This window comes from Bradyrhizobium sp. USDA 4503, assembly GCF_054055815.1.
The window spans coordinates 3,772,773-3,798,615 of the sequence record NZ_JBSRXS010000001.1 but is presented as its reverse complement, the minus strand read 5'-3'; the positions used below and the strand labels follow the sequence as shown (position 1 = coordinate 3,798,615).

At 65.4% G+C, this 25,843-nt stretch carries 25 protein-coding genes and 1 pseudogene; 14 read left to right on the top strand and 12 right to left on the bottom strand.

Annotation, left to right across the window (positions count from 1 at the left end; genetic code table 11):
- Positions 1–13: 13 nt before the first annotated feature.
- From fliJ to ACVMIH_RS18450, 3 genes are all read left to right on the top strand, one after another.
- Positions 14–433 (top strand): flagellar export protein FliJ, encoded by a 420-nt coding sequence (gene fliJ / locus ACVMIH_RS18460; RefSeq protein ID WP_016848565.1) that lies wholly within the window; start codon positions 14–16, stop codon positions 431–433.
- Between the two features lie 211 nt (positions 434–644).
- Positions 645–1,190: a sigma-70 family RNA polymerase sigma factor gene (locus ACVMIH_RS18455; protein ID WP_028335734.1), complete on the top strand. Its 546-nt coding sequence runs from the start codon at positions 645–647 to the stop codon at positions 1,188–1,190.
- 3 nt (positions 1,191–1,193) lie between these two features.
- Positions 1,194–2,162, top strand: coding sequence for an anti-sigma factor (locus ACVMIH_RS18450; protein ID WP_057015188.1), 969 nt, complete (start codon positions 1,194–1,196; stop codon positions 2,160–2,162).
- Positions 2,163–2,444: 282 nt separating this feature from the next.
- On the opposite strand, the gene ACVMIH_RS18445 is transcribed toward ACVMIH_RS18450, so the two are convergent.
- From ACVMIH_RS18445 to ACVMIH_RS18425, 5 genes are all read right to left on the bottom strand, one after another.
- Positions 2,445–2,645: a hypothetical protein gene (locus ACVMIH_RS18445; protein WP_016848568.1), complete on the bottom strand. Its 201-nt coding sequence runs from the start codon at positions 2,643–2,645 to the stop codon at positions 2,445–2,447.
- Positions 2,646–3,030: 385 nt separating this feature from the next.
- Complete coding sequence (flhA, locus tag ACVMIH_RS18440) at positions 3,031–5,163, bottom strand: flagellar biosynthesis protein FlhA (RefSeq protein WP_456862844.1); 2,133 nt, start codon at positions 5,161–5,163, stop codon at positions 3,031–3,033.
- 409 nt (positions 5,164–5,572) lie between these two features.
- Positions 5,573–5,869, bottom strand: a complete 297-nt coding sequence (locus ACVMIH_RS18435; RefSeq protein ID WP_028341258.1) for a hypothetical protein — start codon at positions 5,867–5,869, stop codon at positions 5,573–5,575.
- A gap of 658 nt (positions 5,870–6,527) precedes the next feature.
- Positions 6,528–7,301 (bottom strand): DUF2182 domain-containing protein, encoded by a 774-nt coding sequence (locus ACVMIH_RS18430; protein WP_076824374.1) that lies wholly within the window; start codon positions 7,299–7,301, stop codon positions 6,528–6,530.
- A gap of 44 nt (positions 7,302–7,345) precedes the next feature.
- Positions 7,346–7,975, bottom strand: coding sequence for a DUF1326 domain-containing protein (locus ACVMIH_RS18425; RefSeq protein WP_057015186.1), 630 nt, complete (start codon positions 7,973–7,975; stop codon positions 7,346–7,348).
- Positions 7,976–8,369: 394 nt separating this feature from the next.
- On the opposite strand from ACVMIH_RS18425, the gene ACVMIH_RS18420 reads away from it, so the two are divergent.
- Positions 8,370–8,705 carry a hypothetical protein gene (locus ACVMIH_RS18420; protein ID WP_229191757.1) on the top strand — a complete coding sequence of 112 codons (336 nt, stop codon included), beginning with the start codon at positions 8,370–8,372 and terminating at the stop codon, positions 8,703–8,705.
- Positions 8,706–8,917: 212 nt separating this feature from the next.
- Positions 8,918–10,075 (top strand): MFS transporter, encoded by a 1,158-nt coding sequence (locus ACVMIH_RS18415; protein ID WP_456862841.1) that lies wholly within the window; start codon positions 8,918–8,920, stop codon positions 10,073–10,075.
- Between the two features lie 7 nt (positions 10,076–10,082).
- On the opposite strand, the gene ACVMIH_RS18410 is transcribed toward ACVMIH_RS18415, so the two are convergent.
- Together ACVMIH_RS18410 and ACVMIH_RS18405 are read right to left on the bottom strand one after the other, a co-directional pair.
- The gene (locus ACVMIH_RS18410; protein WP_225160594.1) at positions 10,083–10,487 is read right to left on the bottom strand and encodes a DUF4864 domain-containing protein; all 405 of its coding nucleotides are present in this window, start codon (positions 10,485–10,487) and stop codon (positions 10,083–10,085) included.
- A 118-nt stretch (positions 10,488–10,605) separates the two neighbouring features.
- A complete protein-coding gene (locus tag ACVMIH_RS18405; protein ID WP_456862838.1) occupies positions 10,606–10,989 on the bottom strand; it encodes a hypothetical protein in 384 nt (127 codons plus the stop codon).
- 187 nt (positions 10,990–11,176) lie between these two features.
- On the opposite strand from ACVMIH_RS18405, the gene ACVMIH_RS18400 reads away from it, so the two are divergent.
- Positions 11,177–11,929 (top strand): Crp/Fnr family transcriptional regulator, encoded by a 753-nt coding sequence (locus tag ACVMIH_RS18400; protein ID WP_456862835.1) that lies wholly within the window; start codon positions 11,177–11,179, stop codon positions 11,927–11,929.
- A gap of 301 nt (positions 11,930–12,230) precedes the next feature.
- Here the strand turns inward: ACVMIH_RS18400 and ACVMIH_RS18395 are convergent, their stop codons facing one another.
- On the bottom strand, positions 12,231–13,763 hold the full coding sequence (locus ACVMIH_RS18395; RefSeq protein ID WP_456862832.1) for a lysozyme inhibitor LprI family protein: 1,533 nt from the start codon (positions 13,761–13,763) through the stop codon (positions 12,231–12,233).
- Between the two features lie 67 nt (positions 13,764–13,830).
- Positions 13,831–14,379 carry a cupin domain-containing protein gene (locus ACVMIH_RS18390; RefSeq protein WP_018273259.1) on the bottom strand — a complete coding sequence of 183 codons (549 nt, stop codon included), beginning with the start codon at positions 14,377–14,379 and terminating at the stop codon, positions 13,831–13,833.
- 160 nt (positions 14,380–14,539) lie between these two features.
- On the opposite strand from ACVMIH_RS18390, the gene ACVMIH_RS18385 reads away from it, so the two are divergent.
- Together ACVMIH_RS18385 and ACVMIH_RS18380 are read left to right on the top strand one after the other, a co-directional pair.
- Positions 14,540–15,868: an aspartate aminotransferase family protein gene (locus tag ACVMIH_RS18385; RefSeq protein WP_035631725.1), complete on the top strand. Its 1,329-nt coding sequence runs from the start codon at positions 14,540–14,542 to the stop codon at positions 15,866–15,868.
- Positions 15,869–15,974: 106 nt separating this feature from the next.
- Positions 15,975–17,240 carry a D-amino acid dehydrogenase gene (locus tag ACVMIH_RS18380; RefSeq protein WP_456862829.1) on the top strand — a complete coding sequence of 422 codons (1,266 nt, stop codon included), beginning with the start codon at positions 15,975–15,977 and terminating at the stop codon, positions 17,238–17,240.
- Between the two features lie 261 nt (positions 17,241–17,501).
- Here ACVMIH_RS18380 and ACVMIH_RS18375 read toward each other — a convergent pair.
- Positions 17,502–20,610: pseudogene (locus ACVMIH_RS18375) on the bottom strand (efflux RND transporter permease subunit).
- Between the two features lie 387 nt (positions 20,611–20,997).
- On the bottom strand, positions 20,998–21,201 hold the full coding sequence (locus tag ACVMIH_RS18370; RefSeq protein ID WP_016844551.1) for a hypothetical protein: 204 nt from the start codon (positions 21,199–21,201) through the stop codon (positions 20,998–21,000).
- Positions 21,202–21,347: 146 nt separating this feature from the next.
- Here ACVMIH_RS18370 and ACVMIH_RS18365 point away from each other — a divergent pair, with 146 nt between their 5' ends.
- The 4 genes from ACVMIH_RS18365 to ACVMIH_RS18350 all read left to right on the top strand — a co-directional run bounded on the left by ACVMIH_RS18365 (position 21,348) and on the right by ACVMIH_RS18350 (position 23,395).
- A complete protein-coding gene (locus ACVMIH_RS18365) occupies positions 21,348–21,701 on the top strand; it encodes a hypothetical protein (RefSeq protein WP_168856240.1) in 354 nt (117 codons plus the stop codon).
- A gap of 373 nt (positions 21,702–22,074) precedes the next feature.
- A complete protein-coding gene (locus ACVMIH_RS18360; protein WP_456862827.1) occupies positions 22,075–22,518 on the top strand; it encodes a hypothetical protein in 444 nt (147 codons plus the stop codon).
- Positions 22,519–22,554: 36 nt separating this feature from the next.
- Complete coding sequence (locus ACVMIH_RS18355; protein ID WP_057015177.1) at positions 22,555–22,743, top strand: hypothetical protein; 189 nt, start codon at positions 22,555–22,557, stop codon at positions 22,741–22,743.
- A gap of 52 nt (positions 22,744–22,795) precedes the next feature.
- On the top strand, positions 22,796–23,395 hold the full coding sequence (locus tag ACVMIH_RS18350) for a hypothetical protein (protein ID WP_253625707.1): 600 nt from the start codon (positions 22,796–22,798) through the stop codon (positions 23,393–23,395).
- A 119-nt stretch (positions 23,396–23,514) separates the two neighbouring features.
- On the opposite strand, the gene ACVMIH_RS18345 is transcribed toward ACVMIH_RS18350, so the two are convergent.
- A complete protein-coding gene (locus ACVMIH_RS18345) occupies positions 23,515–24,147 on the bottom strand; it encodes a TetR/AcrR family transcriptional regulator (RefSeq protein WP_076824361.1) in 633 nt (210 codons plus the stop codon).
- Between the two features lie 152 nt (positions 24,148–24,299).
- Between ACVMIH_RS18345 and ACVMIH_RS18340 the strand changes: the two genes are divergently transcribed.
- Entirely contained in the window at positions 24,300–24,797 is a 498-nt protein-coding gene (locus tag ACVMIH_RS18340; RefSeq protein ID WP_057015174.1) for a (2Fe-2S)-binding protein, read from the top strand.
- A complete protein-coding gene (locus ACVMIH_RS18335; protein ID WP_057015173.1) occupies positions 24,794–25,840 on the top strand; it encodes an FAD binding domain-containing protein in 1,047 nt (348 codons plus the stop codon). The genes ACVMIH_RS18340 and ACVMIH_RS18335 overlap by 4 nt, the downstream gene beginning before the upstream one ends.
- Positions 25,841–25,843: the final 3 nt, after the last annotated feature.

Below are 25,843 nucleotides of genomic sequence, written 5' to 3'. Positions count from 1 at the left end.
GGAGTATGAGTCGATGAAGTCACGTGAAACGCTGATCCGCCTGAAGAAATTTCAGGTCGACGAAAAGCGCCGTCGGGTTACCCAGATCGAAGGCATGATCGCCGACTTCCAGCGCATGTCGGTCGAGCTCGAGCGCGAGATCCAGACCGAGCAGGAGCGCGCCGGGATCAACGACCCCACGCACTTCGCCTATCCGACCTATGCCAAGGCCGCGATCCAGCGCCGCGAGAACCTGACCCGTTCGGCCGACGAACTGCGCGCCCAGCTCGACGACGCCAAGGCGCTGCTGTCGGAGGCATTCGAGGAATTGAAGAAGGTCGAACTGCTCGACGAGCGCGACCAGGCGCGCGAACGCGCGGAGGAGAGCGCTCGCGAACAAGCCGACATGGATTCGATCGGCCTGATGCGGGCCCGTCTCGGCGTCATCGCCTGAACCCTCGCTCCCTCCGCTGACCAGATTGAGAGCCCGGGCCGATCGCCCGGGCTTTTTGCTGGGCGCTGTCCACAAGCCGCCGACTTGCCGGCCACTTGTTAGCCCCTTGGCGGATCGTGGTGTCCCAAAATATGCTACCACCGGTCAGGACGGATGATCGGCAGCACGGTGGCAATGACGCGATGGGGGATCGGGGCTTGGAGGGCGCAAGATGCTGACGCCGGCTGAGCTGGTCTGGCTGATCGCCGCCGTCGCCAAGGGGGATGAGGCCGCCTTCGAGCGGCTGTACGCCGCGACCCGCGCGAAACTCTTCGGCGTCGTGCTCCGTATCTTGCGGCGACAGGACCTCGCCGAGGAGGTCATTCAGGAGGCTTACGTCAAGATCTGGAACAGCGCCGGGCAGTTCAACCCAGCCCTGTCGTCCCCGATCACGTGGATGACGTCGATCGCGCGCAACCGCGCCATCGACGTGGTGCGCAAGCGCGGCGAGGCCTCGCTGGAGGAAGAGCCGGCGGCGATGGAGGTCGCAGCCGACCAGCCCGATCCGCTGGCGCGACGGGAGATGACGGAAGAGTTGAAGCGATTGCTGGAGTGCGTCGGTCGTCTGGAGCCGGATCGTCAGAAGCTCGTGCTGCTCGCCTATTACAACGGCTGGAGCCGCGAGCAACTCGCCGCAAAGTTCGAGACGCCGGTGAACACGGTGAAGACCTGGCTGCGCCGCAGCCTGATGGATATCCGGGAGTGTCTTGGACTCTGATTGATGGCCTATAGCGAAGACCATATCGCGCTCGCCGCGGAATATGCGCTCGGTACGCTCGATGCCGAGGAGCGCGCGCAGGTCGAGACCATGATGGCCGTCGACAGCGAGTTCGCAGCGCTGGTGCAGGCCTGGCAGTTCAGGCTCGGGCCGCTGAACCAGATGGTCGGCCTGGTCGAGCCGCGTCCGGTGGTCTGGGACAACATCAAGGCGGCGATCGGCCCCACGAGCGCGCCGCAGGCGCCGCTGGTGCTGCCCGAGACGCCGGCCACGACGGAGACGCCGCCGCCTTCGCCAATCACGGACGATCCCGAATTCGGCTCGGCGTTCGATCCGGAGCCTGCGCAGTCGCCCGAGCCCCGGAGGCTGCCCGAGGCCCGACCGCCGCGGGTCATCTTCGACGAACGCAACGTGACCGCGCTGACGGGTCGCGTGAAACGCTGGCGCGGCATCGCGTCGGCCGCGACCGCGATCGCGGCCGCGCTGCTGGTGACGCTCGGCCTGCAGATCTACAAGCCCGACGCTCTGCCGAATGCGATCCGGCCGAAGCCGCGCATCCAGACCGTCGAAGTGAAGACCCCGGCGCCGGCATTGACGCCGTCCGCGCAGTATGTCGCGCTGCTGCAGGGGCAGAATGGCGGGCCGGCCTTCATCATGACCATCGACGGCGCCACCAAGAATTTTACCGTCCGCAAGGTCGGCGCCCCGTCGGAGCCCGGCAAGAGTTTCGAGCTCTGGCTGATCTCCGACAAGCTGCCGCAGCCGCGCTCGCTCGGCGTGATCGGCGCCGATGATTTCACCGCGCGGCCGGTGCTGTCGGGCTACGATTCCGACGTGATCAACGGCGCCACCTATGCGGTGACCGTCGAGCAGGCCGGCGGTTCACCGAACGGCCAGCCGACCTCGGCGCCGATCTTCACCGGCAAGCTGATCGAGACCGTGCCGGGCGCGTCGGCTTCGCCGCCGCGATAGGCCAGCCGCCCATCGTCAGAGGTTGCCGATGGTGGCCGTCCGTCATTGCGAGCGCAGCGAAGCAATCCATGCTTCCGAGCGAGCGGTGACAGTGGATTGCTTCGCTTCGCTCGCAATGACGTGGATAAGACGTCGCGTCGGCCACCCGCACAAAAAAGAAAACGCCCGTGGGGAGCGGGCGTTTTCGATAGTCAACTTGGGGGTAGTTGGGGGTCTTAAATATCCACGCAGCGACTTTGGGGGGCTGTAAAGAACACTACGTGAATTCGTGAAACTCTCCTGTTAGCGGACCAGCGAGTTGCTGGAGCTGGTGATCGCGACGGGCTTGCCGGCCTTCATGACCCGCGCCGTCTGCGTGTATCCCTCATCCGACGAATTATGTGCCGCGATGCCGAAACCCGCGACCAGGATACCGGCGAACAACGCCACGACCACAATCTTCAGGTGCGTCATACGATCGGCGCTGTAGATCGAGTGGTTCATGGAAGTCTCCTGCCGCCTTCCTGCTCTCAGTAAATCTGTCGGTTCGGTCTGTTGTCCGGTTCAACGTCTCGTGCCCCGCTAACGTAGGATTTGCCGATTCCGTTCCCTAGAGGCCATCACAAGGCCGTGATGAGACGTGATCGGGCGCGATCAAAAATGACCCTTTGGTAATCCAAAGCGCATTAAAGCTATTTAATATCAGTGTCTTGGGATTGTGCTGGGATGCTGCATCCCAGATAGGGCCGTTCCGGACCTGTCTGCATAAATCAGTTGCCTGTGGCGAGAAAGCACAGACGAAAACCCAAGTGATTTGCGGCCGCTAGCGCGTTTTCGCGCGAGCTGGACGCCCGTCCCGCGTGCAGAAAACGCTCCGGAACAAAAGGCTCTAGACGCTGCCGACCGTCTTCAGCCGGGCCCTGGGATGGATCTCGGCTTGCGACAGGACGGTGGTCTGCGAGCGGAACCGTTCCACCAGTGAGCGAACGAACGGCCGGATCGCGGCCGACGTCACCAGGACCGGCGCCTCGCCCTCGCGCGCCGCCTGCTCGAAGGCGTTGCGCACGGCGGTCATGAACTCCGACAGTTTCGAGGGCTGCATCGCCAGGCTGCGGTCGTCGCCGGTGCCTACGATCGACTCCGCAAACGCCTGCTCCCAGCGCGCCGACAGCGCGATCAGCGGCAAATAGCCGTTCGGCGAGGTGTTTTGCGCGCAGATCTGGCGGGCCAGCCGGGCACGGACGTGCTCGACCATGGTGGCCGGATTGCGCGAGAACGCCAGCGCATCGGCGATGCCTTCGAGGATGGTCGAGAGATCGCGGATCGAGATGCGCTCGGCGAGCAGCAATTGCAGCACGCGCTGGATGCCCGACACCGTGACCTGGCCCGGCACGATGTCCTTGATCAGCTCGCCTTGCTCCTTCGGCAGGTCCTTCAAGAGCTTCTGCACCTCGCCGTAGGACAACAGGTCCGCCATGTTGGTCTTGAGCAGCTCGGTCAGATGCGTCGACAGCACCGTGGCGGCGTCGACCACGGTGTAGCCCTTCAGCGCGGCCTCTTCCTTCAGGCCGGCGTCGACCCAGGTCGCCGGCAGGCCGAAGGTCGGCTCGATGGTGTGGATGCCGGGCAGTTGCACCTGGTTGCCGGCCGGGTCCATGACCATGAACTGGCTCGGCCAGATCTTGCCGGTGCCGGCGTCGACTTCCTTGATCTTGATGACGTAGCTGTTGGCTTCGAGCTGGACGTTGTCGAGGATGCGCACCGCCGGCATCACGAAACCCATCTCGATGGCCAGTGAGCGGCGCAGCGCCTTGATCTGCTCGGTCAGGCGGTCGGTGCCGTCGGGGCCGTTGACCAGCGGCAGCAGCGCGTAGCCGAGCTCGATCTTGAGGTCGTCGATCTTGAGCGCGGCGGCGATCGGCTCCTCCGCGGCCGCAGCGGCGGCGGCCGCGGCTGCAGCAGGGGCGGCGGCGGCTGCCGTTTCGGCCGCCTTCGCAGCCCGCTTCTGCTTGCGTGCGTTCCAGGCTAGCACCGCGGCGCCGGAGCCCAGCGCCAGGAACGGCAGCGTCGGAATGCCCGGCAGCAGCGCCAGCACCAGCATCACGCCGGCCGACATGCCGAGCGCCTGCGGATAGCCGGAGAGCTGGCGCATCAGCGCCTTGTCGGCGGCGCCGGTGATGCCGGCCTTGGAGACCAGGAGGCCGGCGGCGGTCGACACGATCAGCGCGGGCACCTGGGTGACGAGGCCGTCGCCGACCGTCAGCACGGTGTAGGTGCGGGCGGCTTCGCTGAAGGAGAGGCCCTGCTGGGCGACGCCGATGACGATGCCGCCGACGATGTTGATGCCGACGATCAAAAGACCGGCGATGGCATCGCCGCGGACGAATTTCGAGGCACCGTCCATGGCGCCGAAGAAACCGCTCTCGTCTTCCAGCGCCTTGCGGCGCTCCTTGGCGGCCTTCTCGTCGATCAGGCCGGCGGAGAGGTCGGCGTCGATCGCCATCTGCTTGCCGGGCATCGAGTCCAGCTGGAAGCGTGCGGCGACTTCGGCGATGCGGCCCGAACCTTTGGTGATGACCACGAAGTTCACGATCACCAGGATCGCGAACACGATTATGCCGATCACGAAGTTGCCGCCCATCACGAAGTTGCCGAACGCCTCGATGACGTGGCCGGCGGCCGCCGTGCCCTCATGGCCGTGGCTCAGGATCAGCCGGGTCGAGGCCATGTTCAGCGACAGCCGCAGCATGGTCGAGATCAGCAGGATGGTCGGAAACGACGAGAATTCCAGCGGCGCCTGGATGAACAGCGAGGTCATCAGGATCAGGATCGAGACCGTGATCGAGACCGCCAGGAAAAGGTCGAGCACGATCGAGGGCAGCGGCAGGATCAGCACCACCAGGATGGTGAGGACGCCGATCGCCAGCGCGATATCGCCGCGCTTCAGGATGTCGCCGATCTCGCCGAGGCTCGGCAATCCGCTCTTGCCTGCCGTGCCCTGACCCGCCGTGACGTCGACCATGGTAGCCGCTCTCCCCCGCGACTGGCGGCTGCGGCCGCCAAGCGTCTGCGCGACGGCCGCAGGGCCGCCGTTCCGAAAGTGAGGCACCGCGCTGGCGTTCACGGGGATCTCCGCCCGTTAGACGCGTTCGACGACACTCGACTTCACTCGGCAATTCTTGCCGGGTGTATGGTTAGCAAAGGGTTAATAAGGGCTTTCGCGCGACCGCACGGGTCGTCGCAGGCGCCGGCAGGGGGATTCGCGGCCGGAAGCAGGGGTGAGAGGGCCTCGTGGTCAAGATGCGCCGCCCTCACCATGAGGGTCCAGACCAGGATTTTGCCCCGCAACAACGCGTCATCCTGATGAGGAGCCCGCCAAAGGCGGGCGTCTCGAAGGATGGCCACGGATGAGGCCGCAGGCCTTGCGGCCTCTATCTGAGCGCACCGAGCACGACGCCCGATGCGGCGATGATGCCGAGCGTGATGACACTGGCGCGCCACAAGAACTGCTGCCGGGCGGCGCGCCGGTCATGAAAGGCCAGCCAGTCGTGGACAAAGCCCGCGGGGATGTCGAACACCACCGCCGACTTGTTGCGACGGTGCGTTTCATGCTCGCAGTACATCGTCCGGACCGTCGGCACGCCCAGCCGCTCGAGCTCGCAGTGCCACTCCCAGGCATGCTTGCCGTTGGTCCAGCGATTTTCAAAGGGGATCACGTGTGATTCCATGACGAGCCTCCTGGCCCACCCTTGAACCTCACGCGACAAGTCTAGCCGATTTCATGGGCTGGCGCGAGATTGACGCCGCACCGGGGCTCGTGCCCGTGCGGCGCGATGGCGGTAACTCGTCCGGGCGCCATGGAGCTGTCCCCGGCGGCCCTGCGCCGGGTCCACCCGGCGGTGCAGAGGCCCGCTTTAGGCGGGCTCAGTCCAACTGCGCCAATGCGTCGGTTGAACATGGACGTGGTCATTTGAACCAACGACCCAGTCGGCGCCGTCCTTGTGGCAGGGGAACACGAGCGCATGGACCATTCCATCATAGTCCAGGACACAGACTTCGAGATCCCGGTCTGCTGGCGCAGTTGAAACGGGTAGCCATTCTGCGGGCAAGGTATGCATGATGTACCTCCGATGAAATGCATGCGGTTCTCTCGGTGCGACGGCCGGGGGCGTGGGGCATCTGGCTTGACGCCAGCACGCGAGCGTCTGTCGCTCGTCAGTTCCGTCACAAGCGGCGCTGCCGGCCTGCGACGCACAATCCACCGTCCGAACGATCTTGGCACGGATGACGATTGGCAAGTGTGAACCAGCTCGCACTGCTTTCAATCTTCTTCGACAGGATGATCGCCGTCGCGCGATCGATATTCCTACACGTCCGGACACCTTCTCAAGTCGTATGCACGAGCACGATCAGTCCCGCCACAATCAACGCGGCGCCGGCGGCATAGCTGAGGCGGTGGCCGACCGGGAGCAGCTTCTCGCAGGCGACGTAGACGGTGATGCCGACGATCCAGAGCAGGTTCATCACGCCGCCGACGAACAGCAATGCCATCAGGAACCAGCAGCAGCCGAGGCAATAAAGGCCGTGCCGCAGCCCCATGCGCAGCGCACCGGCCGTGCCCGGTCGCCAGTGCCGGCTCAGGAACAGCACCGGGCTCTGGCAGTAGCGCAGGCAGGCGCGCTTGAGCGGCGTGAACTGGTAGAGCCCGGCCAGCAGCAGGACGCCGCTGGCGAGCGTCGCGCTGGTAGCAGCCATCGCCATCGACAAGAGGCCGGCGAGGTCGAGTTGCCATTGCGCCAGCGTCGCGGCGAGGCTAAAGCCGGCCCAGATCGCGAGATAGCCGCACAGGAAGATCCAGGCCTCAGCGAAGGGAGAGGGCGTTGCCGATTGCTTGCGCTTCAGGGCGGCGAACAGCAGCACCATCGGCGCGACGCTCGAGATCATCATGGCGACCATCATCGTCAACCACATGACGAACACCAGCACGGCATAGGAAGGCGTCCATGGCGTCGGATCCATCGGCATATCAGCCATGCTCATGTCGATGCCGGCGCCGGCCAGGAGATAGGCCCAGGCCAGCGCCATCACCGCGGCGATGCCGCCTGCAAAGATCAGGCGGTCATGCCGCAGGACGTTTTCGAGCGCCGATGTCTCGCTCATGTTGGGATCCCAGCAGCCGAACGGCCGAACCGCGCCCGGCTGTGTCAGGCCGCGACGCCGTCCGGCGTCTGCACGACGTTGGCGAGCGAACTGTGCGAGCCCTTGGTCTCGTACTTGATCGCCCCCGTCGAGCGGATGTTGGAGGAGGCCACCTCGGCCCCCCTGTGCTCGAACCCCTCCGGCATCACGACCTGGATGCGATGCGGCGTGCCGGTGACAGGATTCTTGATCGGCTCGACCTCGGTCTCCAGCACGCCCTTAGCGACGAGCTTGGCGACGCGCCCGTTCTTGTCGAAGGAGAACTCGATCGGCACGAACACCGGATCATGGATCTTGGTCACGATCAGGCTGAAGATCTGGAACAGCGTGCCTTCGGCCGAATTCTTGCCGGACAGGATGTTGAACAGCGCTTCGCGCTGTTCCGCCGTGGCGCGCTCGTCGATGATCGGCTGCATCTGCCCGTTGCCCTCGTGAAGCGCGCCGGGAAAGTCGACGGTTGCCGCGAACACCAGGCCGTCGAGCTTGGTGCTGCCGAAATGCCCCTTGGTGATCCGCATGCCGACCATGCCTTTGCAGGAACCATGCGTCGGCAGCGCATTGAAATCGCAGGGGCAGCCAAATGCACAATTGCAGTTCTTGATCCATTCGCCTTCGAGACGCCAGTCAGAAGCCATGGCTAACCTCCATATGACTGTCGGTGATCAATGCAGGCGCTTCAGAATGCTTTCCGCTTCAAAAAAACCGGATCAGTTCAAGTAGGCCGGGATCATAGCAGCAACCGGTCCGGCGGTACAGGAAGACGCCCGATCGCCCAAACATCGCCGCGGCGGCGCACGGAGGCGCCGATCGGGGAGGGAGGACGGACCGGGATTTGAACGTCCAAGCCTCGACGTCAGACGAAATAAACCGAGCAAGTCGCTTCGTGTCGGGGGATCCATGACAAGCCAAGGAGACCGTGCGGCGGCAACGACCGGCAAACCCTGGATTGGTGGTTTCGGGGCTGTCGCGGCTGTCACCCTTTCCGTCGCGACGGGCGCTGCCGCAAAGCCTCCGGGCCAGGACGCCGCCATGATGCGCATGCTGGCGTGCGACGGCGAAGGCGTCAGGATGGAGGTCTATCTACCGCTATCGGTTGCATTGGCAGGCCAAGGCCTGCGCGCCGGCCAGACGGTGATCGGCTACTACGCGCTCGACCTGACCGAGGCCAACAAGGGCAAGCCGCTTGAGCCGGTTCGCGTCACGATGAGCGCGGACAAGAAGACGGTGACCGTCGACCAGTACACAAGGGGACTGCCGCCGACACAGATTCCGGTGGGCGGGGGCACGGTCGATTTCGATCAGCGGTTTGCGAAACGCGCCAAATGCGGCCCGTTCCAGTCGCAGGACCCGAACTTCGGGAATTGATGCGACGCTAGCCGCGCGCGAATCCGCCGCGGAGCGTGCCGTTTCAAGGGGCGGCGTCCCCTTGCTGGCGCATGCCTAATCTCTCGGCAATGTGGCTTGACCCGGAGGCAAATGCCGACGAAGTTCCGCCTGCCGTGGTAATTTCTTCTGAATTTTCCCCTGAAGTCGCTACGTTCATTCCCGACTCGCGCCGGGCATGGCTGCGCCTTGTCGTGGCCGTGGTGATCGGCTCGCTCGGCAGCGTCGGCATGTGGTCGGTCGTGGTGGCGTTGCCGGTGGTGCAGACCGACTTCGGCGCGACCCGCGGAACGGCCTCGCTCGCCTTCACCATGGTGATGCTCGGCTTCGGCCTCGGCCAGGTCGTGACCGGCAAGATCAGCGACCGCTACGGCATCGTCGCGGCGATCGGCGCCGGGATCGGCGTCCTCGGCCTCGGCTATGTCGGCGCCGGCTACGCGCCGTCGATCTGGGCCTTCATCCTGCTGCATTTTGCCATCGGCCTGTCGTCGGCGGCGACCTTCGGCCCGTTGATGGCGGAGGCGTCGCACTGGTTCGAGCGCTACCGCGGCCTCGCGGTCGCGATCGCCGCGAGCGGCAATTACGTCGGCGGTACGGTGTGGCCGCCGCTGGTCAATTTCGGCATGCAGAGTGTCGGCTGGCGCACCACCCATATTGCAATCGGCATCTTCACCGCGATCGCGATGTTGCTGGCACTCATGGTGCTGCGCGTGTTGATGGGCGCGGCGACCAGGCGCAGCCATGGCAACGCGGCGCCACCCCGGGTCGACCTCAAGCTTTCCACCAACGCGCTGACCGCGATACTGTCGCTCGCGTCGATTTCCTGCTGCGTGGCGATGTCGATGCCGCAGGTCCATATCGTCGCCTATTGCGGCGATCTCGGCTACGGCGTGGCGCGCGGCGCCGAGATGCTGTCGCTGATGCTCGGCTTCGGCATCATCAGCCGGATCGGCTCCGGCTTCCTCGCCGACCGGATCGGCGGCATCCGCACCCTGCTGATCGGCTCGATCGCGCAAGGCGCGGCGCTGTTGTTCTATCTGTTCTTCGACAGCCTGACCTCGCTCTACATCATCTCGGCGATGTTCGGCCTGTTCCAGGGCGGCATCGTGCCGAGCTACGCGATCATCGTGCGCGAGGCGATGCCGGCGTCGGAGGCCGCGACGCGGATCGGCATCGTGATCTTCGCCTCGGTGTTCGGTATGTCCTTTGGCGGCTGGATCTCGGGCGTGATCTTCGACGCCACCGGCTCCTATGCCGCCGCCTTCGCCAACGGCCTCGCCTGGAACCTGCTCAATGTCAGCATCATTCTGCTGCTCATGATGCGGGCGCGGCAGCGGGTGGCGCTGGCGTAATTCTCGATCACACCGCTTGGCCGGCCTTGAGTAATGAGCAGCCGGTGATCTTCAGGCTGCCGTCGGCCTGCCGCTCCAGCGTGTAGAGCGCCTCCCACGCCTCGCCATTGGCATCGACGATGTGGACGCGCTGCGCGATCCGGTCGCCGTCGCTGCGCGCCTCGCCGAACTCGAAGCTCCTGTGCCGATAGACCGGCGCGTATTGGTTCTGCACCATCGACATGAAGATGTCGGCTTGCGGAAAGATCTGCCGGATCGCGGGCGCCGCATGCGAATAGGCCGCCGCGGCGTCGTCGCGGCCGAACGCCTGCTCCTGCGCGCGGATCACGGCCTGCGCGGCGCCGACGTCGTCGGCCGCTGCGGGAGCGAGCGAGCCGAGCAGAATAGCGACGAACATCAGGATGATGCGCATGCGGTGGCACCGTCGACAGTCGACCTTCCAGCCGCCGCAAGGCTACTCCCGCGCGACCACGGCGGCAACGGAGCAGGCGCGTTCGGCGGCTGGCTCCGAACGGCCACGCAGCGCGATGTCAGTTGACGCGCCGATGGTGCCGCAGCGCCTCGGCAGTCGGGCATCCGGCGTGCCGCGCATGACGCGTTGCGAATGGCTGCTCGATGGTGACGATCTGGCAACTGTATTGCGCGGAAACCTCGGCGATGACGTTCGATACCGCGTCGTCGATCCGCGAGCCGGGCAGATGCGCGACGATCAGGTCGCCGATGCTGAGCCGCTTGCGGACGCGCAGGTCGTTGTCGATGCGGTAACTGAACAGGGCATGGATTACGCCGCGGCGATCGCGGATCGCGATCAGCCCGGTCTCGGGCGAGCTGCCGCGGCAGCGCCGGCGCACGAACCGCAGCCACTGATCCGTGGTAATACTGGCATCATGCATGAACACCAGCGGATAGGCCACGATCGCATGCTGATGGTCGATCGGAAGTGCCTGGAATTGCTCGTTCATCGCCGGATTCCCCGATGATGGCGAAACTGCTGGGGAAAGCGCGGCGCAGCATTGATCTGCATCAATGCCGCCGGCGGTTGATCCAGATCAAATCGGGGTTGATAGTGTCAAGCACCCAACCAAGCGGACACCCGAAGCCATGAGCATTGCCGAGCCACTGCAGCATTCGTGTGCAGGCGCGACGCGTTCCGACTGCAGGCACGGCCGCGCCACGAATGGCTGCGAGGACTGCAAGGTCAGGCTGTTCAGCGTCTGCGCTGCGCTGGAGCCGTCCGAGCTCGAGGAGCTCGACCGGATCAGCCAGGCAAAGCAGGTTCCGGCACGAACGACGCTGTTCGAGCAGAGTGCGCTGGCGGGCAGCGTGTTCAATGTCACCGACGGGGTCGTGCGGCTCTACAAATCATTGCCCGACGGCCGCCGCCAGATCGTGGGTTTCGCGCTGCCGGGCGACTTCCTCGGACTTGCGCTGCAGGACCGCTACGGCGTCACCGCGGAGGCGGTCAACGACGTCGCGGTTTGCCGTTTCGTGCGATCGGCGTTCCTCGCCTATGTCGACGGCAAGCCGCATCTGTTGCGCCGCCTGCATGAGTTCGCGGGGCACGAGTTGAGCCTGGCGCAGGACCAGATGTTGCTGCTCGGACGGCGCAGTGCCGAGGAAAAGATCGCTGCATTCTTGCTCCACATGCAGACGCGATACGCCCGGATCGGAAGCGTGTCCGTTACCGTGCCGCTGCCGATGAGCCGGCAGGACATCGCCGACTATCTCGGTCTCACCATCGAGACGGTGAGCCGCACGCTGACCCGCCTTGCGCGCGAGAAGGTGGTGTTGATCGTGGCCGATGGCGTGCGGCTGCTCGACCTCGAACGGCTCAAGCTGAGCGGCGCGAGCTGACGCTGCGGCGTCGGCTTTTGATCCAGCACAAGGCGATGCGCGCGCAGGCGCGCTAGGTCTCTCCATCACATGCAGGAGACGACCCATGCCTCTCGACACCATCCTCGTCATGATCGCGGTCACCGCGATGTTCGCCACCATTGCCGCCGTTATTGCGTGGGGCGACCGGCAGACGCGCGATCTGTGATACTGTCGTGTGATCAGAGCCATTCCGGTCCGATTGAATCGGAACGGGTCTCTGGATCGTTGTCTTGACGCGTTTTCGTCACGCGAACCGGTATCCACTTCGCCTGAAGACGCTCTATCTGATCGAGCCCTTGAAATTATCGATGTCCGGCGAGGGGCGGGCGGGAAACAGCCGCGCGGTCGAGGAATTGTCAAGCCGGCGCTTGCACTTCGCTTCGTCGGCGTCCTTGTTCTCGGTGCCATCTTTATTCGAGTAGCGCTTCTTCGCGAACAGATCGTCCTGCCGGTTGACGATCAGCATGGCGTGGTCGCGCTCGAGCGTGTCCGGGTTCTTGCGCTGCTCGTCGGAGCGGAACGTGCCGCCGACGATCTTGCCCGTCATCTCGTAGTCGCAGCCGGCCTTCCAGTCGCCCTGGTCCCACTTCCATCCCGTCGCCTTCAAGGTACCGTTGCTCTCGGTGGTGATCTTGATGATGGCGTTATGGGCGAGCCAGATGCCCGCAAGTCCGCTGCGCTTGTCGTCAAAGCCTTCGAGCAGCGCCAGGCGTTCGCGCTGCAATTCGTCGACGTGGTCGCGGGCATCGACGGTGAAGTGAACCTGGGAGCTCTGCTTGTTCCAGGCCGGGTGCAGGAATTCGGGATATTGCTGCGCCTGGCTCTTCACCCAGTTGCGCTGGTCGTCGATCAGCGCGCGCCGCGTCGCTTCGTCGAGGTGCGGCTGCAACGCCTTCCAGGCGCGGTTCAGCCGCCGGTCGTTGTCGGCCAGATCAGGGTCGGCGCAGATTTCCTCGTCGGTCGCCGTCTCCGGCCTGGTGCAGTCGAAGGTCGGGACGACGAAGGCGGTGTCCGCCCGGTCGGATGCCGCCTCCTTGCCGGCGGCAAAATAGCTGCCGGTGACCTGCCACATCGACGAGCAGTCGGCGAAGCCGTGCCACTCCTCGTCGTCGATGCTGCCGACGATCCGCAAGGTCTCGCCCTGGCGGCGGAGTTTGACTGACGGCGGCCTGGCGGCAGCGGCCGCTGCGTCGGCTTTCGGCTTGTCGGCCGCCGTATCCGTATTGATCACCACGGTGCCGGCGAGCCAGCCACTCCCCGAAGGCTTCAGGTCGGCGGTGAGCTTGCAGCTTCGCCTGCGGTCGCCGCCATAGTCGCCGCGCAGATCGGCGGCGAGGCGATAGGCGCCGCCGTCGGCAGGCGTCAGCGTGATGTTGCCGAAGGCATTGACCCAGTTGCCGGCAAAGCCGGGACGGCTGGATGCCATTCCCTCAAGCGCGGCGGCGCGGCGCCGCAAGGCTTGCGCAAAACTCTCCTTCAATTCGTCCGCGTCGCTATCGGCCAGCACCTCGGCGGCGTCGATGATCATCTCGTTGAACCAGGCCTGGTCGCGTTTCAAGAGCGGCTTGACGTTCGCCGGCATCCTGCCGAGCGCCACGTCGAACGCCCTGTCGATCTGCGTCACCAGCCTGTCGGTGCCGGCCTTCCTGCAGTCCGCGGTCTTGATCGTGCTGTCGCCGCTATCGCCGCACAGCCTGATCGCGGTCGGCCCGCTGCTTGATGCCCGCAGATCATCGTCCAACGCAACGGACGGGCCGGATGCAAGGACCGCGATGGCCGCGACGGCGGCCGCAAACCGTGGAGAGCAAGGCATCGACGTCACCCGCACGGCCGCGCCATGCGGCCCCTGCGGCTTGGGTCGCCCGCCGCGCGCGCCGGGTTCAAAATGTCGGCGGCGTGCAGGCCGAGATCACTTCGCACGGCTTGGCGCCGATGCAGCGGAAGCGGTGCGGGCGGCGGCTTTCGAAGTAATAGGCGTCGCCGGCGTTGAGCACCCGCCGCTCGTCGTCGACCGTGACCTCGAGCCGGCCCGAGACCACGATGCCGCCTTCCTCGCCCTCATGCACCAGCGGCACCCGGCCGGTGTCGCTGCCGGGCTCGTAGCGCTCCTTCAGGATCTGCAACGCCCGGCCGAACAGACTGTCGCCGATTTGCAGATAGGAGATCGGCTTCTTGCCGATCTCGGTCAGCTCGTCGGCGCGATAGAACGCCTTGCGCGGCCGCTCCGGCTCGATCGCGAAGAATTCGGCGAGCCCCATCGGGATCCCGTCGAGGATGCGCTTGAGGGCGCCGACCGACGGGTTCATCTGGTTGGATTCGATCAGCGAAATCGTCGAATTGGTCACGCCGGAGCGCTTGGCGAGCTCGCGCTGCGACAGCTTGTGCCGCGCGCGGATGAATCGAAGCCGACCGCCGATGTCGACGCTCATGGCAGTCCCCTTGGCAAATCTTTGTTGCAGGTGTTGCGGATCGAACAAATCTTGGCAGACCGCCTCAACAAGATCAATGGCTTGCGCTGCGGCAGAAAAGGACTTGTTGAGTGCCTGGAAGAGTGGTCCGACTAGCATCAGTCAGCAATGGAGCGCCGCCGTGACCGTTCATCAGATTCCGAACACCATCAAGACCGACTCGTTTTGGATGCCGTTCACGGCCAACCGGCAGTTCAAGAAGGCGCCGCGGCTGTTCTCCTCCGCCAAGGGCATGTACTACACCTCGGTCGACGGCCGGCAGGTGATCGACGGCTCAGCCGGCCTGTGGTGCGTCAACGCCGGCCACGGCCGCCCGCAGATCGCGGCCGCGGTCGAGCGGCAGTTGTCGACGCTGGATTTCGCGCCCTCGTTCAACATGGGCCACCCGCTGGCGTTCGATTTCGCCGAGCGGCTCGCCGAGATCGCCCCGAAGGGGCTGGATCGCGTCTTCTTCACCAATTCGGGCTCTGAATCGGTCGATACCGCGCTGAAGATCGCGCTGGCCTATCATCGTGCCGCCGGCCAGCCGAGCCGCACCCGCTTGATCGGCCGCGAGCGCGGCTATCACGGCGTCGGCTTTGGCGGCATGTCGGTCGGCGGCATGGTCGCCAACCGCCGCCAGTTCGCGACCCATCTGCCCGGCGTCGACCACATCCGTCATACCCACGATCTCGCCCGCAACGCCTTCGCCAAGGATCAGCCGGAGCACGGCGCCGAGCTCGCCGACGATGTCGAGCGGATGGTGGCGCTGCATGGCGCCGACACCATCGCGGCGGTGATCGTCGAGCCGGTGCCGGGTTCGACCGCGGTGCTGCCGGCGCCGAAGGGCTATCTGCAGCGCCTGCGCGAGCTCTGCACCAAGCACGGCATCCTGCTGATCTTCGACGAGGTCATCACCGGCTTCGGCCGCCTCGGCACCCCGTTCGCCGCCAACTTCTACGGCGTGACGCCCGACATGATGACGACCGCGAAGGGTATCACCAACGGCACCGTGCCGTGCGGCGCGGTGTTCACCAGCCGTCAGATCCACGACGGGCTGATGGTCGGCCCGGACAACGCCATGGAGCTGTTCCACGGCTACACCTATTCGGCGCATCCGGTGGCCTGCGCGGCGGGTCTTGCCACGCTCGACATCTACAAGGACGAAGCTCTGCTGACCCGCGGCGCCTCGCTCGCCGACTACTGGCGCGATGCCCTGCATTCGCTGAAGGGCCTGCCGAACGTGGTCGACATCCGCAACCAGGGCCTGATGGGTGCGGTCGAAGTCGCGCCGCGCGATGGTGTCGTCGGCGCGCGCGGCTACGACATCATGGTCGATTGCTTCAACCGCGGCCTCTACTTCCGCATGAGCGGCGACTCGCTGGCGTTGTCGCCGCCTTTGATCGTTGAGAAGTCGCACATCGACGACATCGTCTCGATCCTCGGCGACTCCATCAAGCGCGTGGCCTGATAATTGCTAGCTAGATATTAGCTAGCTCTACAAATTGCTGTCGCCGTTGCGAAGCAGAGTGGTTTCGCAGCGGCGATTGCGTTTTCGCTGCAGGATGTGAGGAAAAGTGAAGGTCCTTGTTCTCGGCAGTGGCGTGATCGGCGTCACCTCTGCCTATTACCTTGCACGCGCAGGCCACGAGGTGACGGTGATCGACCGTCAGCCGAAGCCCGCGCTGGAAACCTCCTTTGCCAATGCCGGCGAAGTGTCGCCCGGATACTCATCGCCGTGGGCCGGCCCCGGCGTGCCGGTCAAGGCGGTGAAGTGGCTGTTGATGAAGCACGGCCCGCTGGTGATCCGCCCCAAGCTCGATCCCGTGATGTGGCTCTGGCTCTTGAAGATGCTGCGCAACTGCACGACTGCGCGCTACGCGGTGAACAAGAGCCGGATGATCCCGATCGCGGAATACAGCCGCGACTGCCTGCAGGCGCTGCGCAGCGAGATCGGCATCCGCTATGACGAGCGTGCGCGCGGCACGCTGCAGCTGTTTCGCGAGCAGGCCCAGCTCGATCACACCGGCGACGACATCGCGGTGCTGAAGCAGTACGGCGTGCCGTTCGAGGTGCTCGGCCGCGAGGGCTGCATCGCCGCCGAGCCCGCGCTGGCCGGCGTGAAGGAAAAGTTCGCCGGCGGGCTGCGGCTGCCGCATGATGAGACCGGCGACTGCCACATGTTCACGCAGGCCCTGGCGCTGGAAGCCGAGAAGCTCGGCGTTCGCTTCAACTTCAATGTCGGCATCGACGGACTGAATGCGGACGCGACCCGGATCACCGGCGTCGCGACCAGCGCCGGGATGATGACGGCGGACGCCTATGTGCTGGCGCTCGGCAGCTATTCGCCGATCCTGCTGCGGCCGCTCGGCATCTCGCTGCCGGTCTATCCGGTCAAGGGCTACTCGATCACCGTGCCGATCAGGGACGCGTCCGGCGCGCCTGAATCGACCGTGATGGACGAGAGCTACAAGGTCGCGATCACCAGGCTCGGCGATCGCATCCGGGTCGGCGGCACCGCCGAGATCTCGGGCTATTCGACCAAGCTCTACGCCGCGCGGCGCGCGACGCTGGATCATTCGCTGACCGACCTGTTTCCGCGCGGCGGCGACCTTCCCAGGGCCACCTTCTGGTGCGGGCTGCGCCCGATGACGCCGGACGGCCCGCCGGTGATCGGCGCCACGCGCTTTGCCAATCTGCACCTCAACACCGGTCATGGCACGCTCGGCTGGACCATGGCCTGCGGCTCGGGCCGGGTGCTGGCGGACATGCTCTCGGGGAAGAAGCCCGAGATCGGCACCAAGGAGCTGTCGATCAAGCGCTACGATGTCAGGTTCGGGTAGGCCGCATCGCTGTACGCGAGCTGCTGGCGCAAGATGAGTTTATTTTGAGTCGAGCAACGGGCTCCGCTTCACCTCGCCCCGCGCGCGGGGAGAGGTCGGAACGCATCGTTAGATGCGTTCCGGGTGAGGGGGAATCTCCGCAAACGCGGCTGTCGCCGAATACGCTGAGAAGGCCCCTCACCCCTACCCTCTCCCCGTAAGAACGGGGAGAGGGAGCGCAGCACCGTCGCGGCTGCGATTTTGCCCCAATCTCGTCACGCACTATTCGGCGGCGTTCTTCACGGGCGGTTCGACATCGTCGTCGCGCTTCGTTGCCGTCCAGCTCGACAGCGCATTCGAGAACCGGTCGAGCTAGAGATACACGAGTGAACAGCGTGAGCGCCTGGCTCACGATCAGGCCGCCGACCATCGCATAGCCGAGCGGTTGGCGGATTTCCGATCCCGTTCCGGTGCCCAGCATCAGCGGGACGCCGCCGAGCAGCGCCGCCATCGTCGTCATCATGATCGGGCGGAAGCGCAGCAGGGCCGCTTTCCGGATCGATTCACGCGGCGATAGGTGCTCGTCCCGTTCGGCGGTGATCGCGAAGTCGACCATCATGATGCCGTTCTTCTTCACGATCCCGATCAAGAGGATGATGCCGATCAGCGCGATCAGGCTGAAATCGAATCCGAACGCCATCAGGATCGCCAGCGCGCCGACCCCGGCCGATGGCAGCGTGGACAGGATCGTGAGCGGATGGATGTAGCTTTCATAGAGCACGCCGAGGATCAGGTAGACCACGACCAGCGCGGCCAGGATCAGCAGCGGCACCGAGCTCAGTGATTGCTGGAAGGCCTGCGCGGTGCCCTGGAAACTCGAGCTGAGCGTGGCTGGAGCACCGAGATCGGCGACGGCGTTCTGGATCGCATCGGTGGCCTGGCCGAGCGCCACCCCTTGCGCGAGGTTGAAGCTGATCGTGGTCGCAGGAAACTGTCCCTGGTGCGCGATCGCGAGCGGGCGCACCGGAATAGTGGTCCACTTGCAGAACACGGAGAGCGGCACCTCGTCCCCCGTGGTCGGCGACTTGATGTAGATCTTGTTGAGCGTGTCGAGCTTGCCCTGCAATTCGGGGAGGATCTCCAGGATGACGTGATAGCTGTTGAGCTGGGTGAAGTATTGGGTCACCTGGCGCTGGCCGAACGCGTCGTACAGCGTGTCGTCGATCAATTGCGGCTGGATGCCGAAGCGCGACGCGGTGTCGCGATCGATGGTCAGCGTTAGCGTCGTTCCCTCGGTCTGCTGGTCGGTGGCGACGTCGCGCAGTTCCCGGCAGCGTCTTCATCCTGGCCAGAATCTTCGGCACCCATTCGTTCAGCTCGTCGAGCTTTGCATCCTGCAGCGTGTATTCGAACTGCGTCCGCGTGGCGCGGCCGCCCAGCCGGACGTCCTGGGACGCCTGCATGTAGAGACGTGCTCCCTCGACCGCCTCGAGCTTCGGCCGCAGCCGCGCGATGATCTGCTGCGCATTCGCGTCGCGCTCCTCGCGCGGCTTCAGCGTGATGTACATGCGACCCGAATTCAGCGCGGTGCCGCCGCCGATGAACTCGGCCATGCTCTCCACCGCGGGATCGGCCCGAACGATCCTGCTGAGTTCTTCCTGGTGCCGCTCCATGTCGGCGAAAGAGATATCCTGGGCCATCTCCGACACCGCGTTCAGGAAGCCATTGTCCTGTTGCGGGAAGATCCCTTCGGAATGATCAGGAACAGATAGACCGACAGTGCGACCGTCGCGAAGAAGATGCATAGCGTGGTGCGGCTCCAGCGCAGCGCCAGATCAAGGCCGCGTTGATAGCCATTCAGCATCCTGTCGAATGCCGCTTCGCTCCATTGGTAGAGCCGGCCGTGCCTCGTTTCGGCACGCGCGCGCAGGAAGCGCGATGCCATCATCGGCGTCAGCGTCAGCGACACCACCAGTGAGACGAAGATCGCCATTGCCAGGGTCACCGCGAACTCGCGGAACAGCCGGCCGATCACGCCGCCCATCAGGAGCAGAGGGATCAGCACCGCGACCAGTGAGATGCTGATCGACAGGATGGTAAATCCGATCTCGCCGGCACCTTGCAGTGCCGCGGCGAGCGGCCGTTCGCCCTGCTCGACATATCGCGTGATATTTTCCAGCATGACGATGGCGTCGTCGACCACGAAGCCGACCGCAATCGTCAGGGACATCAGCGAAAGGTTGTCGAGCGTATAGCCGAACACCCACATCAGCGCGCAGGCGCCGAGCAGCGCGAGCGGTACCGTGACGGCCGGAATCACCGTGGCCCAGAAGCTGCGCAGGAACAGGAAGATTACCATCACGACCAGAACGATGGTGATGAGCAGCGTGATCTGAACGTCCTCGACGGCGGCGCGGATGGTCAATGTCCGGTCGCTGATGATCTTGATCTTGATGGCGGGCGGAATCGCGGCAATGAGTCTCGGAAGTTGCTCCTTAATCCTGTCAACCGTTCCGATCACATTGGCGCCGGGCTGCTTGAAGATGACGAGGAACACGCCGCGTTGGCCATCCGCCCAGGCGGCTTCCGGCGCGGCGACCGCTTGGCCGATGTCGCGAATCCGCAACGGGCCGCCGTTGCGGTAGGCGACGATGACGTCATTCCAATCCTTGGCATCCGGGAGCTGATCGTTGGCGTAGATCGTGTAGGCGCGGCTGGCGCCGTCGATGTTGCCCTTCGGACTGTCCGTCGTCGTGATGGCGATCTGGCTGCGGATATCTTCCAGCGAGAGCCCCTTGGCGACCAGCTTGGCGGGATCGATCTGCACGCGTATAGCGGGCTTCTGCTGCCCTCCGATGAACACCTGGGCGACGCCCGAAATCTGGCTGATTTGCTGCCCGAGCTGGGCGTCGACCGCATCGCTCACCCTGATGAGCGGCAGGGTGTCCGAGGTCGCCGACAATATGAGGATGGGCGAGTCCGCCGGGTTGACCTTGCGGTAGATCGGGGGCGTCGGCAGATTCTTGGGCAACTGACCGCCTGCGGCATTGATCGCCGCCTGAACATCGTTGGCGGCGCCGTCGATGCTGCGGTTCAGATCGAACTGAATGGTGACTGCGGTCGACCCGAGCGAACTCGTCGAGGTCATCTGGGCAATGCCCGGAATCTGCGCGAATTGCCGCTCCAGCGGCTGCGCAACCGAGGAGGCCATGGTCTCCGGGCTGGCGCCGGGCAGACTTGCGGAGATCTGGATGGTCGGAAAGTCGACTTGCGGCAGCGGCGCGACCGGCAACAGGGGATAGGCGACCATTCCGGCGAACAGAATGCCGGCCATCAGCAGCGAGGTGCCGATCGGGTAGCGGATAAACCGAGATGAGATGCTCTCGTTCATTTCTGCGATCCAAATGAACGGCAGGCGCATCTTTTCCCGAGTATCGGGAGTCGTCCTCGAAAGCTCGAGCGCGAACGCGCGTTTTCCTCGCCATGGCCAATCGGCAGATCGCGGAGTTTGCCTCCGCGTCTACCTGTTTTTTGCCAGCATAATCATTCCGGGGCATGCCGCGCGAATGGAAACGTCGGATCGCACATTCGACGTTCGTTCAATGGCGGGAATTCGCGCGTCGTTATCGCCGCTTGGGAAGCGTCAAAAAATGTCGCTGGCGCAGAATATGTCGTGGGACGACATATTATTGCGGCGCGCGGTTGGCTCGACGCCACGAGGGGGCGTTATGATTGTTCAGCCGCGGCTTGTCCAATGCAACTTGCTCGTGCAGCGGTCCTAGGCGATGTCGAACTCGTCCTGCATCCTGGTCACGATGTCGCGAAGTTCTTTTTCCTTCGCCTCGTCCAGCGCGGTCTCGCGGGTGCCGCCGAGATCCCAGCTCGGCGTATAGCCCTTGAGCCGGATCAGCTTCAGGCCAGTGACACCGGATCGTCTTTCCAGCTCGGCCGTGATCTCGTGCTGCATTTGAAGCGTCTTCATCGCGCACCTCCGGGAACGCTATTCCGCTCAACAGGACAGCCAGCATCATGTTCCTCGCGAGCCCGCGCCGGATGTGTGTCCCGCCGTGCAGGAACGTGCGCCTTGCGGTCCACGTTGCTTCCGGTCGAACCAGGAAAGGACCTCACATGAAGAAACTGGCAACGATCGGATTGGCTGCGGCCGTGATGCTGTCGACATCGCTCGCCTTCGCGCAGGGTGGCGGCGGCGGTGGGGGCGGCGCCGGTGGCGGATCGGCCGGCGGTGCGAGTGCAGGCGCGGGGACCGGAAGCTCCGGCACAGGAACCGGCACCGGCGGCACCACCGGGATGGGAACCGGCTCGGGAATGAGCAATCCGCCCGGCAGCACGACCGGGAACATGAACAACCCCGGCGCCTCGACGCCGAACTACTGGACCGACCCAAACAACAATTCCGCGACCGGGACCGGGACCTCAAACCTTCCCGGCAACAACAGCGGAACGCGGACCAATCCGCGATGATCGCGAAAGCCTCGCCTCAGCGCGGGGTTTTTCATTACGGTCGCGTTCGGCGACGAAAGAGCCCGGCGCGATGGCCGGGCTGGATCGCGAATATGAACAGATATATATGTACCAGGCTTGGCAATGCGACGATCTAACCGAATGCCAACCTGATCGTCTGTGCACTTTAGCACACTTGCGCGGCCACCGTGCTCAGCGACCGCAGCCATCGCATCCGGCGCGGGCTTATGCGGCTCATATGCCGTAGAGCCCGCGGCGCTCTCGAATTCATATCCCGCCCTGAAGATATTGAGCCCGACGCAGACGCTCTCGCGTGCAGGCCAGACCGTTGAGGTTCGGCCGCGAGCACGGCAGCGAACCGAAAGGTGATGTCATGTCTTCGCTTCAGATTTCTATCGGCGACCGGATCATCGAGCCGATGATCGCGCTTGCCGGCTGCACGACGCAACAGCGCATCGTCGTGGCCGGCACGAGGAGCATGGAATTGATGTTCGAGCTGCAGCGGCGCGGCTACGCGCGCGCGGCGCCGTCGGGCAATTGCGGCCGCCCCGCCGGTCAGTACGACGTTGCGCTGGTCGATTGGCGGCGGCGCACGCTTCGCTCGCTCGAGCCGGCGCTGGACTGGTTGACGAATGTCCTTAGCGCCCGTGCGGTGCTGGTGGTGTGGGTCGATGCCCAGAAGCCCTCGGCCAACCAAAGCCTGCGGGCGTCGCTGGAGCGGCGCGGCTTCGTCTTCGAGCAGGGCATCGTGCATCAGTACGGCTGCGCGCTGTCGGCACGGAGGTCGCAAGCCCATCCGCTGCAGCTTGCGGCCTGACGCGCTGAACGCGGCTTATCGCGAGGGGAAATCACCATGTCCAAGGTGCGACGCGCCGTGATCCGCGAATGGATGTTGCTGGCGCGCGAGAAACGGCAATCCAGCGAGCAGGCGGCCGCCTTTGCAACGGCGTCGCTGCAGCGGCACGACCTGCCGCGCAGCAGCCGTCGAACACCGCATGAAATCATCATGCGGTGGCTGCGGCCACGCACCGGACGTCCTTGAGCGGCGGCCGCCGCCATCGTGGGGCGGGCGGCAATCAACAGCAGAGCGATCGATGCGTGCCCATGAGTTTGAGCTGCCCCCGCATGCGCCTCGCGGCGCGGAGGATCTTGTTGCCGAAATCGCGAGGTCAACGTCCGACGCTGCGGCCCGCAGCGCCGCGGCGCTCGCGCTGGTGTATTGCGACATCATCGCGGGCGAGGGACCCACGGTGGCCGGCCGGGCGCATTTCTCGCGAACGATCGACGCCGCCGACGCCGCGCTATGTGCGCGCATCCTCTGTGCCGCCGGTCGCGCCGGACATTCGGTCAGTCGCGCCGAAGCCGACGCGCTGTTCGCGATCGATGCGGTCGGGAGCGAACGGGTCGATGACGGACGTTTCGACGACCTGCTTGCCAAGGCGGTGCTGCATCATCTGATGGGCGCCGCCGGCACAACCATTCCCGGCCGCGAGCAGGCGCTGGCCCGCGACAATCCGCTGGATGACTGGGGGGCGGCGATAGTGCTGGCTGCGGAACCGCGATCCTGGCTCGCCGGTCATCTTGACTGGATGAAGCCGTCATCCCCCGCCGCGCGCACCATCGATGCGGTGCTTCATGTCAATCCGGCAGGACCCCGGCTGCCGCTCGGCATCCTCTTCAACATGGAGGCCTGAACAAGCATAGCCCGTTGAGCCAACGGGTCGCGTGATGGCCCGCCGATGACAGGCTCCGCGACATCCGGGGCAGTCGGTCCCGCATGTCGCTGCGCGCATGCGGGCTACGATGGGTAAGGTCAGCGCGACGGCTTTGGGTTGGCTTTCTTCGCAGGCTTTGCCGTTGTGCCGACCGGCTGCACCCGCAAGCCGTCCACGAATACGTCCAACAGCCGGAGCGCAGTAGTCTGCCAGCCGGGCTGGTCGTGCATGTAGCACATGCCGATCAGCGCCCGCAGCACGTCCTCGGCGCTGATGTCGCCACGGATCGCACCGGCCGCGACCGCGCGCGCGAGCAGGGTGCCGATCGCCTTGGTCAGGCGGTCGAACGAATAGGCGTGCAGCTCGGTCGAGCCGTGAGCGACCAGCGCCAGTGCTGCGACCATGCCCTTCTTGGTGGCGACGAATTCCACGTTAGCGCGCAGCCAGCGCCGCAGCGCCTCGACCGGCTCGGGCGCGCATTGCAGTTGTTCGGCCAGATCGCCGAGCTGCTCGACCTCGCGGCGGTAGACCGCCTCATAGAGCGCTTCGCGCGTCGGGAAGTGGCGATAGAGCGTGCCGATGCCGACGCCGGCATGGCGCGCCACCGCCTCGAGACTCGCCTCGCTGCCGCCGGCCGAGAACACGGCCTTGGCCGCTTCCAGCACGCGCTCGCGATTGCGCACGGCGTCGGCGCGGGGCTTGCGTGCAATTTCTGGTGATCGAGCGGCCATCGCTTTTTCTTTTCACCCTCCCTTGTAAACGGAGGATGCCTCCGTATATGGCGACCAGCACCGGGCCTGACAAGGCGCGCCGATCCTGCATCGGCGGCCACGGGCTTCCGTTGCCTCGATTCAAACCGACCATACACGGATCGGAGCCCTGCATGAATCTCCCACTCAGCCTCACTATCAACGGTGTCCGCCGGGAAATTGCCCTCGACGACCCCCGCGTAACCCTGCTCGACCTGTTGCGCGAGCGGCTCGACCTCACCGGTACCAAGAAGGGATGCGACCGCGGCCAGTGCGGCGCGTGCACCGTCCTGGTCGACGGCCGCCGCATCAATTCCTGCCTCGCGCTTGCCGTCAGCCATGACGGCGCCGAGATCACAACCATCGAAGGCGTCGCGCGCGGCGACCAGCTGCATCCGGTGCAGGCCGCCTTCATCGCCCATGACGGCTTCCAGTGCGGCTTCTGCACGCCGGGCCAGATCATGAGCGGCATCGGCCTGATCCAGGAAGGCCAGGCCGGCGACGATCCGGAGCGCGTGCGCGAATGTATGAGCGGCAATCTGTGCCGCTGCGGGGCCTATCAAGGAATCACCGAGGCCGTGCTCGAGGCGCAGGCCGACATCAACGCGACCAAGCAGAGGCGCTCCGCATGATGAACTTCGATTATGTCAGGCCGGCCAGCGTCGCGGACGCGATCGCGGCGGCATCCGAGAAGGGCGCGAGCTATCTCGCCTCCGGCACCAATCTGCTCGACCTGATGAAGGGCGGCGTCAGCCGGCCGAGCCTTCTCGTCGACGTCACGCGTCTGCCGGGGCTCGACCGCATCGAGCATCTGGCCGACGGCGGCTTGCGGATCGGCGCGCTGGTGCGCAATGCCGATCTCGCGCATGACGCGGAGTTTGCGCGCGACTATCCGGCGGTCGCCGAGGCGTTGCTGTCGGGCGCGTCGGCCCAGCTGCGCAATGCCGCGACCGTCGGCGGCAACCTGATGCAGCGGACACGCTGCGCCTATTTCTACGACGCCGGCAGCGCCTGCAACCGGCGCTGGCCGGGCGCCGGCTGCGACGCGCTGAAGGGCGAGAACCGCCTGCACGCGGTGCTCGGCTGGAGCGAGGGCTGCATCGCAACCCATCCGTCGGATTTCTGCGTGCCGCTGGTCGCGTTCGACGCCGTCGTCGAGATCGAGGGCAAGACCGGCCGGCGCGAGCTGCCGCTCGAGGCGCTGCACCGTCTGCCGGCCGAGACGCCGGAGCGCGAGACCGCGCTGGAGCGCGGCGACCTGATCGTCGCGCTGCGGCTACCGGCCGAAGCGCAAGGCTTCTCCGGGCATGCCCGCTACATCAAGGTGCGCGAGCGCACGTCCTACGCGTTCGCGGTGGTCTCGACCGCGGCCGGCTTGCGCATCGAGGATGGAAAGATCCGCGAGGCGCGGCTGGCGCTCGGCGGCGTCGCGGCAAAGCCGTGGCGAGCGCGCGAGGCCGAGCAGGTGCTCGCGGGCGCCGCGCCGGATGCGGCGACCTATCGCGAGGCGGCGCGCGCCGCGCTCGCGGGCGCAAAACCGTCCGGCGACAACGCCTTCAAGATCGAGCTCGCGCAGCGCATCGTCGTGCGCGCGCTCACCCTTGCTGCTGCAGGCACGCCGGATCGCATTCCCGCGCTGCCGGGCTCTCCCTTCTCATCCGTTGCAGGAGCGTAACGC

Excerpts from the sequence above, each read along its gene's own strand:
- fliJ (WP_016848565.1), top strand. The coding sequence starts at position 14 with ATGAAGTCACGTGAAACGCTGATCCGCCTGAAGAAATTTCAGGTCGAC.
- ACVMIH_RS18455 (WP_028335734.1), top strand. The coding sequence starts at position 645 with ATGCTGACGCCGGCTGAGCTGGTCTGGCTGATCGCCGCCGTCGCCAAG.
- ACVMIH_RS18450 (WP_057015188.1), top strand. The coding sequence starts at position 1,194 with ATGGCCTATAGCGAAGACCATATCGCGCTCGCCGCGGAATATGCGCTC.
- ACVMIH_RS18445 (WP_016848568.1), bottom strand. The coding sequence starts at position 2,645 with ATGAACCACTCGATCTACAGCGCCGATCGTATGACGCACCTGAAGATT.
- flhA (WP_456862844.1), bottom strand. The coding sequence starts at position 5,163 with ATGGTCGACGTCACGGCGGGTCAGGGCACGGCAGGCAAGAGCGGATTG.
- ACVMIH_RS18435 (WP_028341258.1), bottom strand. The coding sequence starts at position 5,869 with ATGGAATCACACGTGATCCCCTTTGAAAATCGCTGGACCAACGGCAAG.
- ACVMIH_RS18430 (WP_076824374.1), bottom strand. The coding sequence starts at position 7,301 with ATGAGCGAGACATCGGCGCTCGAAAACGTCCTGCGGCATGACCGCCTG.
- ACVMIH_RS18425 (WP_057015186.1), bottom strand. The coding sequence starts at position 7,975 with ATGGCTTCTGACTGGCGTCTCGAAGGCGAATGGATCAAGAACTGCAAT.
- ACVMIH_RS18420 (WP_229191757.1), top strand. The coding sequence starts at position 8,370 with ATGATGCGCATGCTGGCGTGCGACGGCGAAGGCGTCAGGATGGAGGTC.
- ACVMIH_RS18410 (WP_225160594.1), bottom strand. The coding sequence starts at position 10,487 with ATGCGCATCATCCTGATGTTCGTCGCTATTCTGCTCGGCTCGCTCGCT.
- ACVMIH_RS18400 (WP_456862835.1), top strand. The coding sequence starts at position 11,177 with ATGAGCATTGCCGAGCCACTGCAGCATTCGTGTGCAGGCGCGACGCGT.
- ACVMIH_RS18395 (WP_456862832.1), bottom strand. The coding sequence starts at position 13,763 with ATGCCTTGCTCTCCACGGTTTGCGGCCGCCGTCGCGGCCATCGCGGTC.
- ACVMIH_RS18390 (WP_018273259.1), bottom strand. The coding sequence starts at position 14,379 with ATGAGCGTCGACATCGGCGGTCGGCTTCGATTCATCCGCGCGCGGCAC.
- ACVMIH_RS18370 (WP_016844551.1), bottom strand. The coding sequence starts at position 21,201 with ATGAAGACGCTTCAAATGCAGCACGAGATCACGGCCGAGCTGGAAAGA.
- ACVMIH_RS18365 (WP_168856240.1), top strand. The coding sequence starts at position 21,348 with ATGAAGAAACTGGCAACGATCGGATTGGCTGCGGCCGTGATGCTGTCG.
- ACVMIH_RS18360 (WP_456862827.1), top strand. The coding sequence starts at position 22,075 with ATGTCTTCGCTTCAGATTTCTATCGGCGACCGGATCATCGAGCCGATG.
- ACVMIH_RS18355 (WP_057015177.1), top strand. The coding sequence starts at position 22,555 with ATGTCCAAGGTGCGACGCGCCGTGATCCGCGAATGGATGTTGCTGGCG.
- ACVMIH_RS18350 (WP_253625707.1), top strand. The coding sequence starts at position 22,796 with ATGCGTGCCCATGAGTTTGAGCTGCCCCCGCATGCGCCTCGCGGCGCG.
- ACVMIH_RS18345 (WP_076824361.1), bottom strand. The coding sequence starts at position 24,147 with ATGGCCGCTCGATCACCAGAAATTGCACGCAAGCCCCGCGCCGACGCC.
- ACVMIH_RS18340 (WP_057015174.1), top strand. The coding sequence starts at position 24,300 with ATGAATCTCCCACTCAGCCTCACTATCAACGGTGTCCGCCGGGAAATT.
- ACVMIH_RS18335 (WP_057015173.1), top strand. The coding sequence starts at position 24,794 with ATGATGAACTTCGATTATGTCAGGCCGGCCAGCGTCGCGGACGCGATC.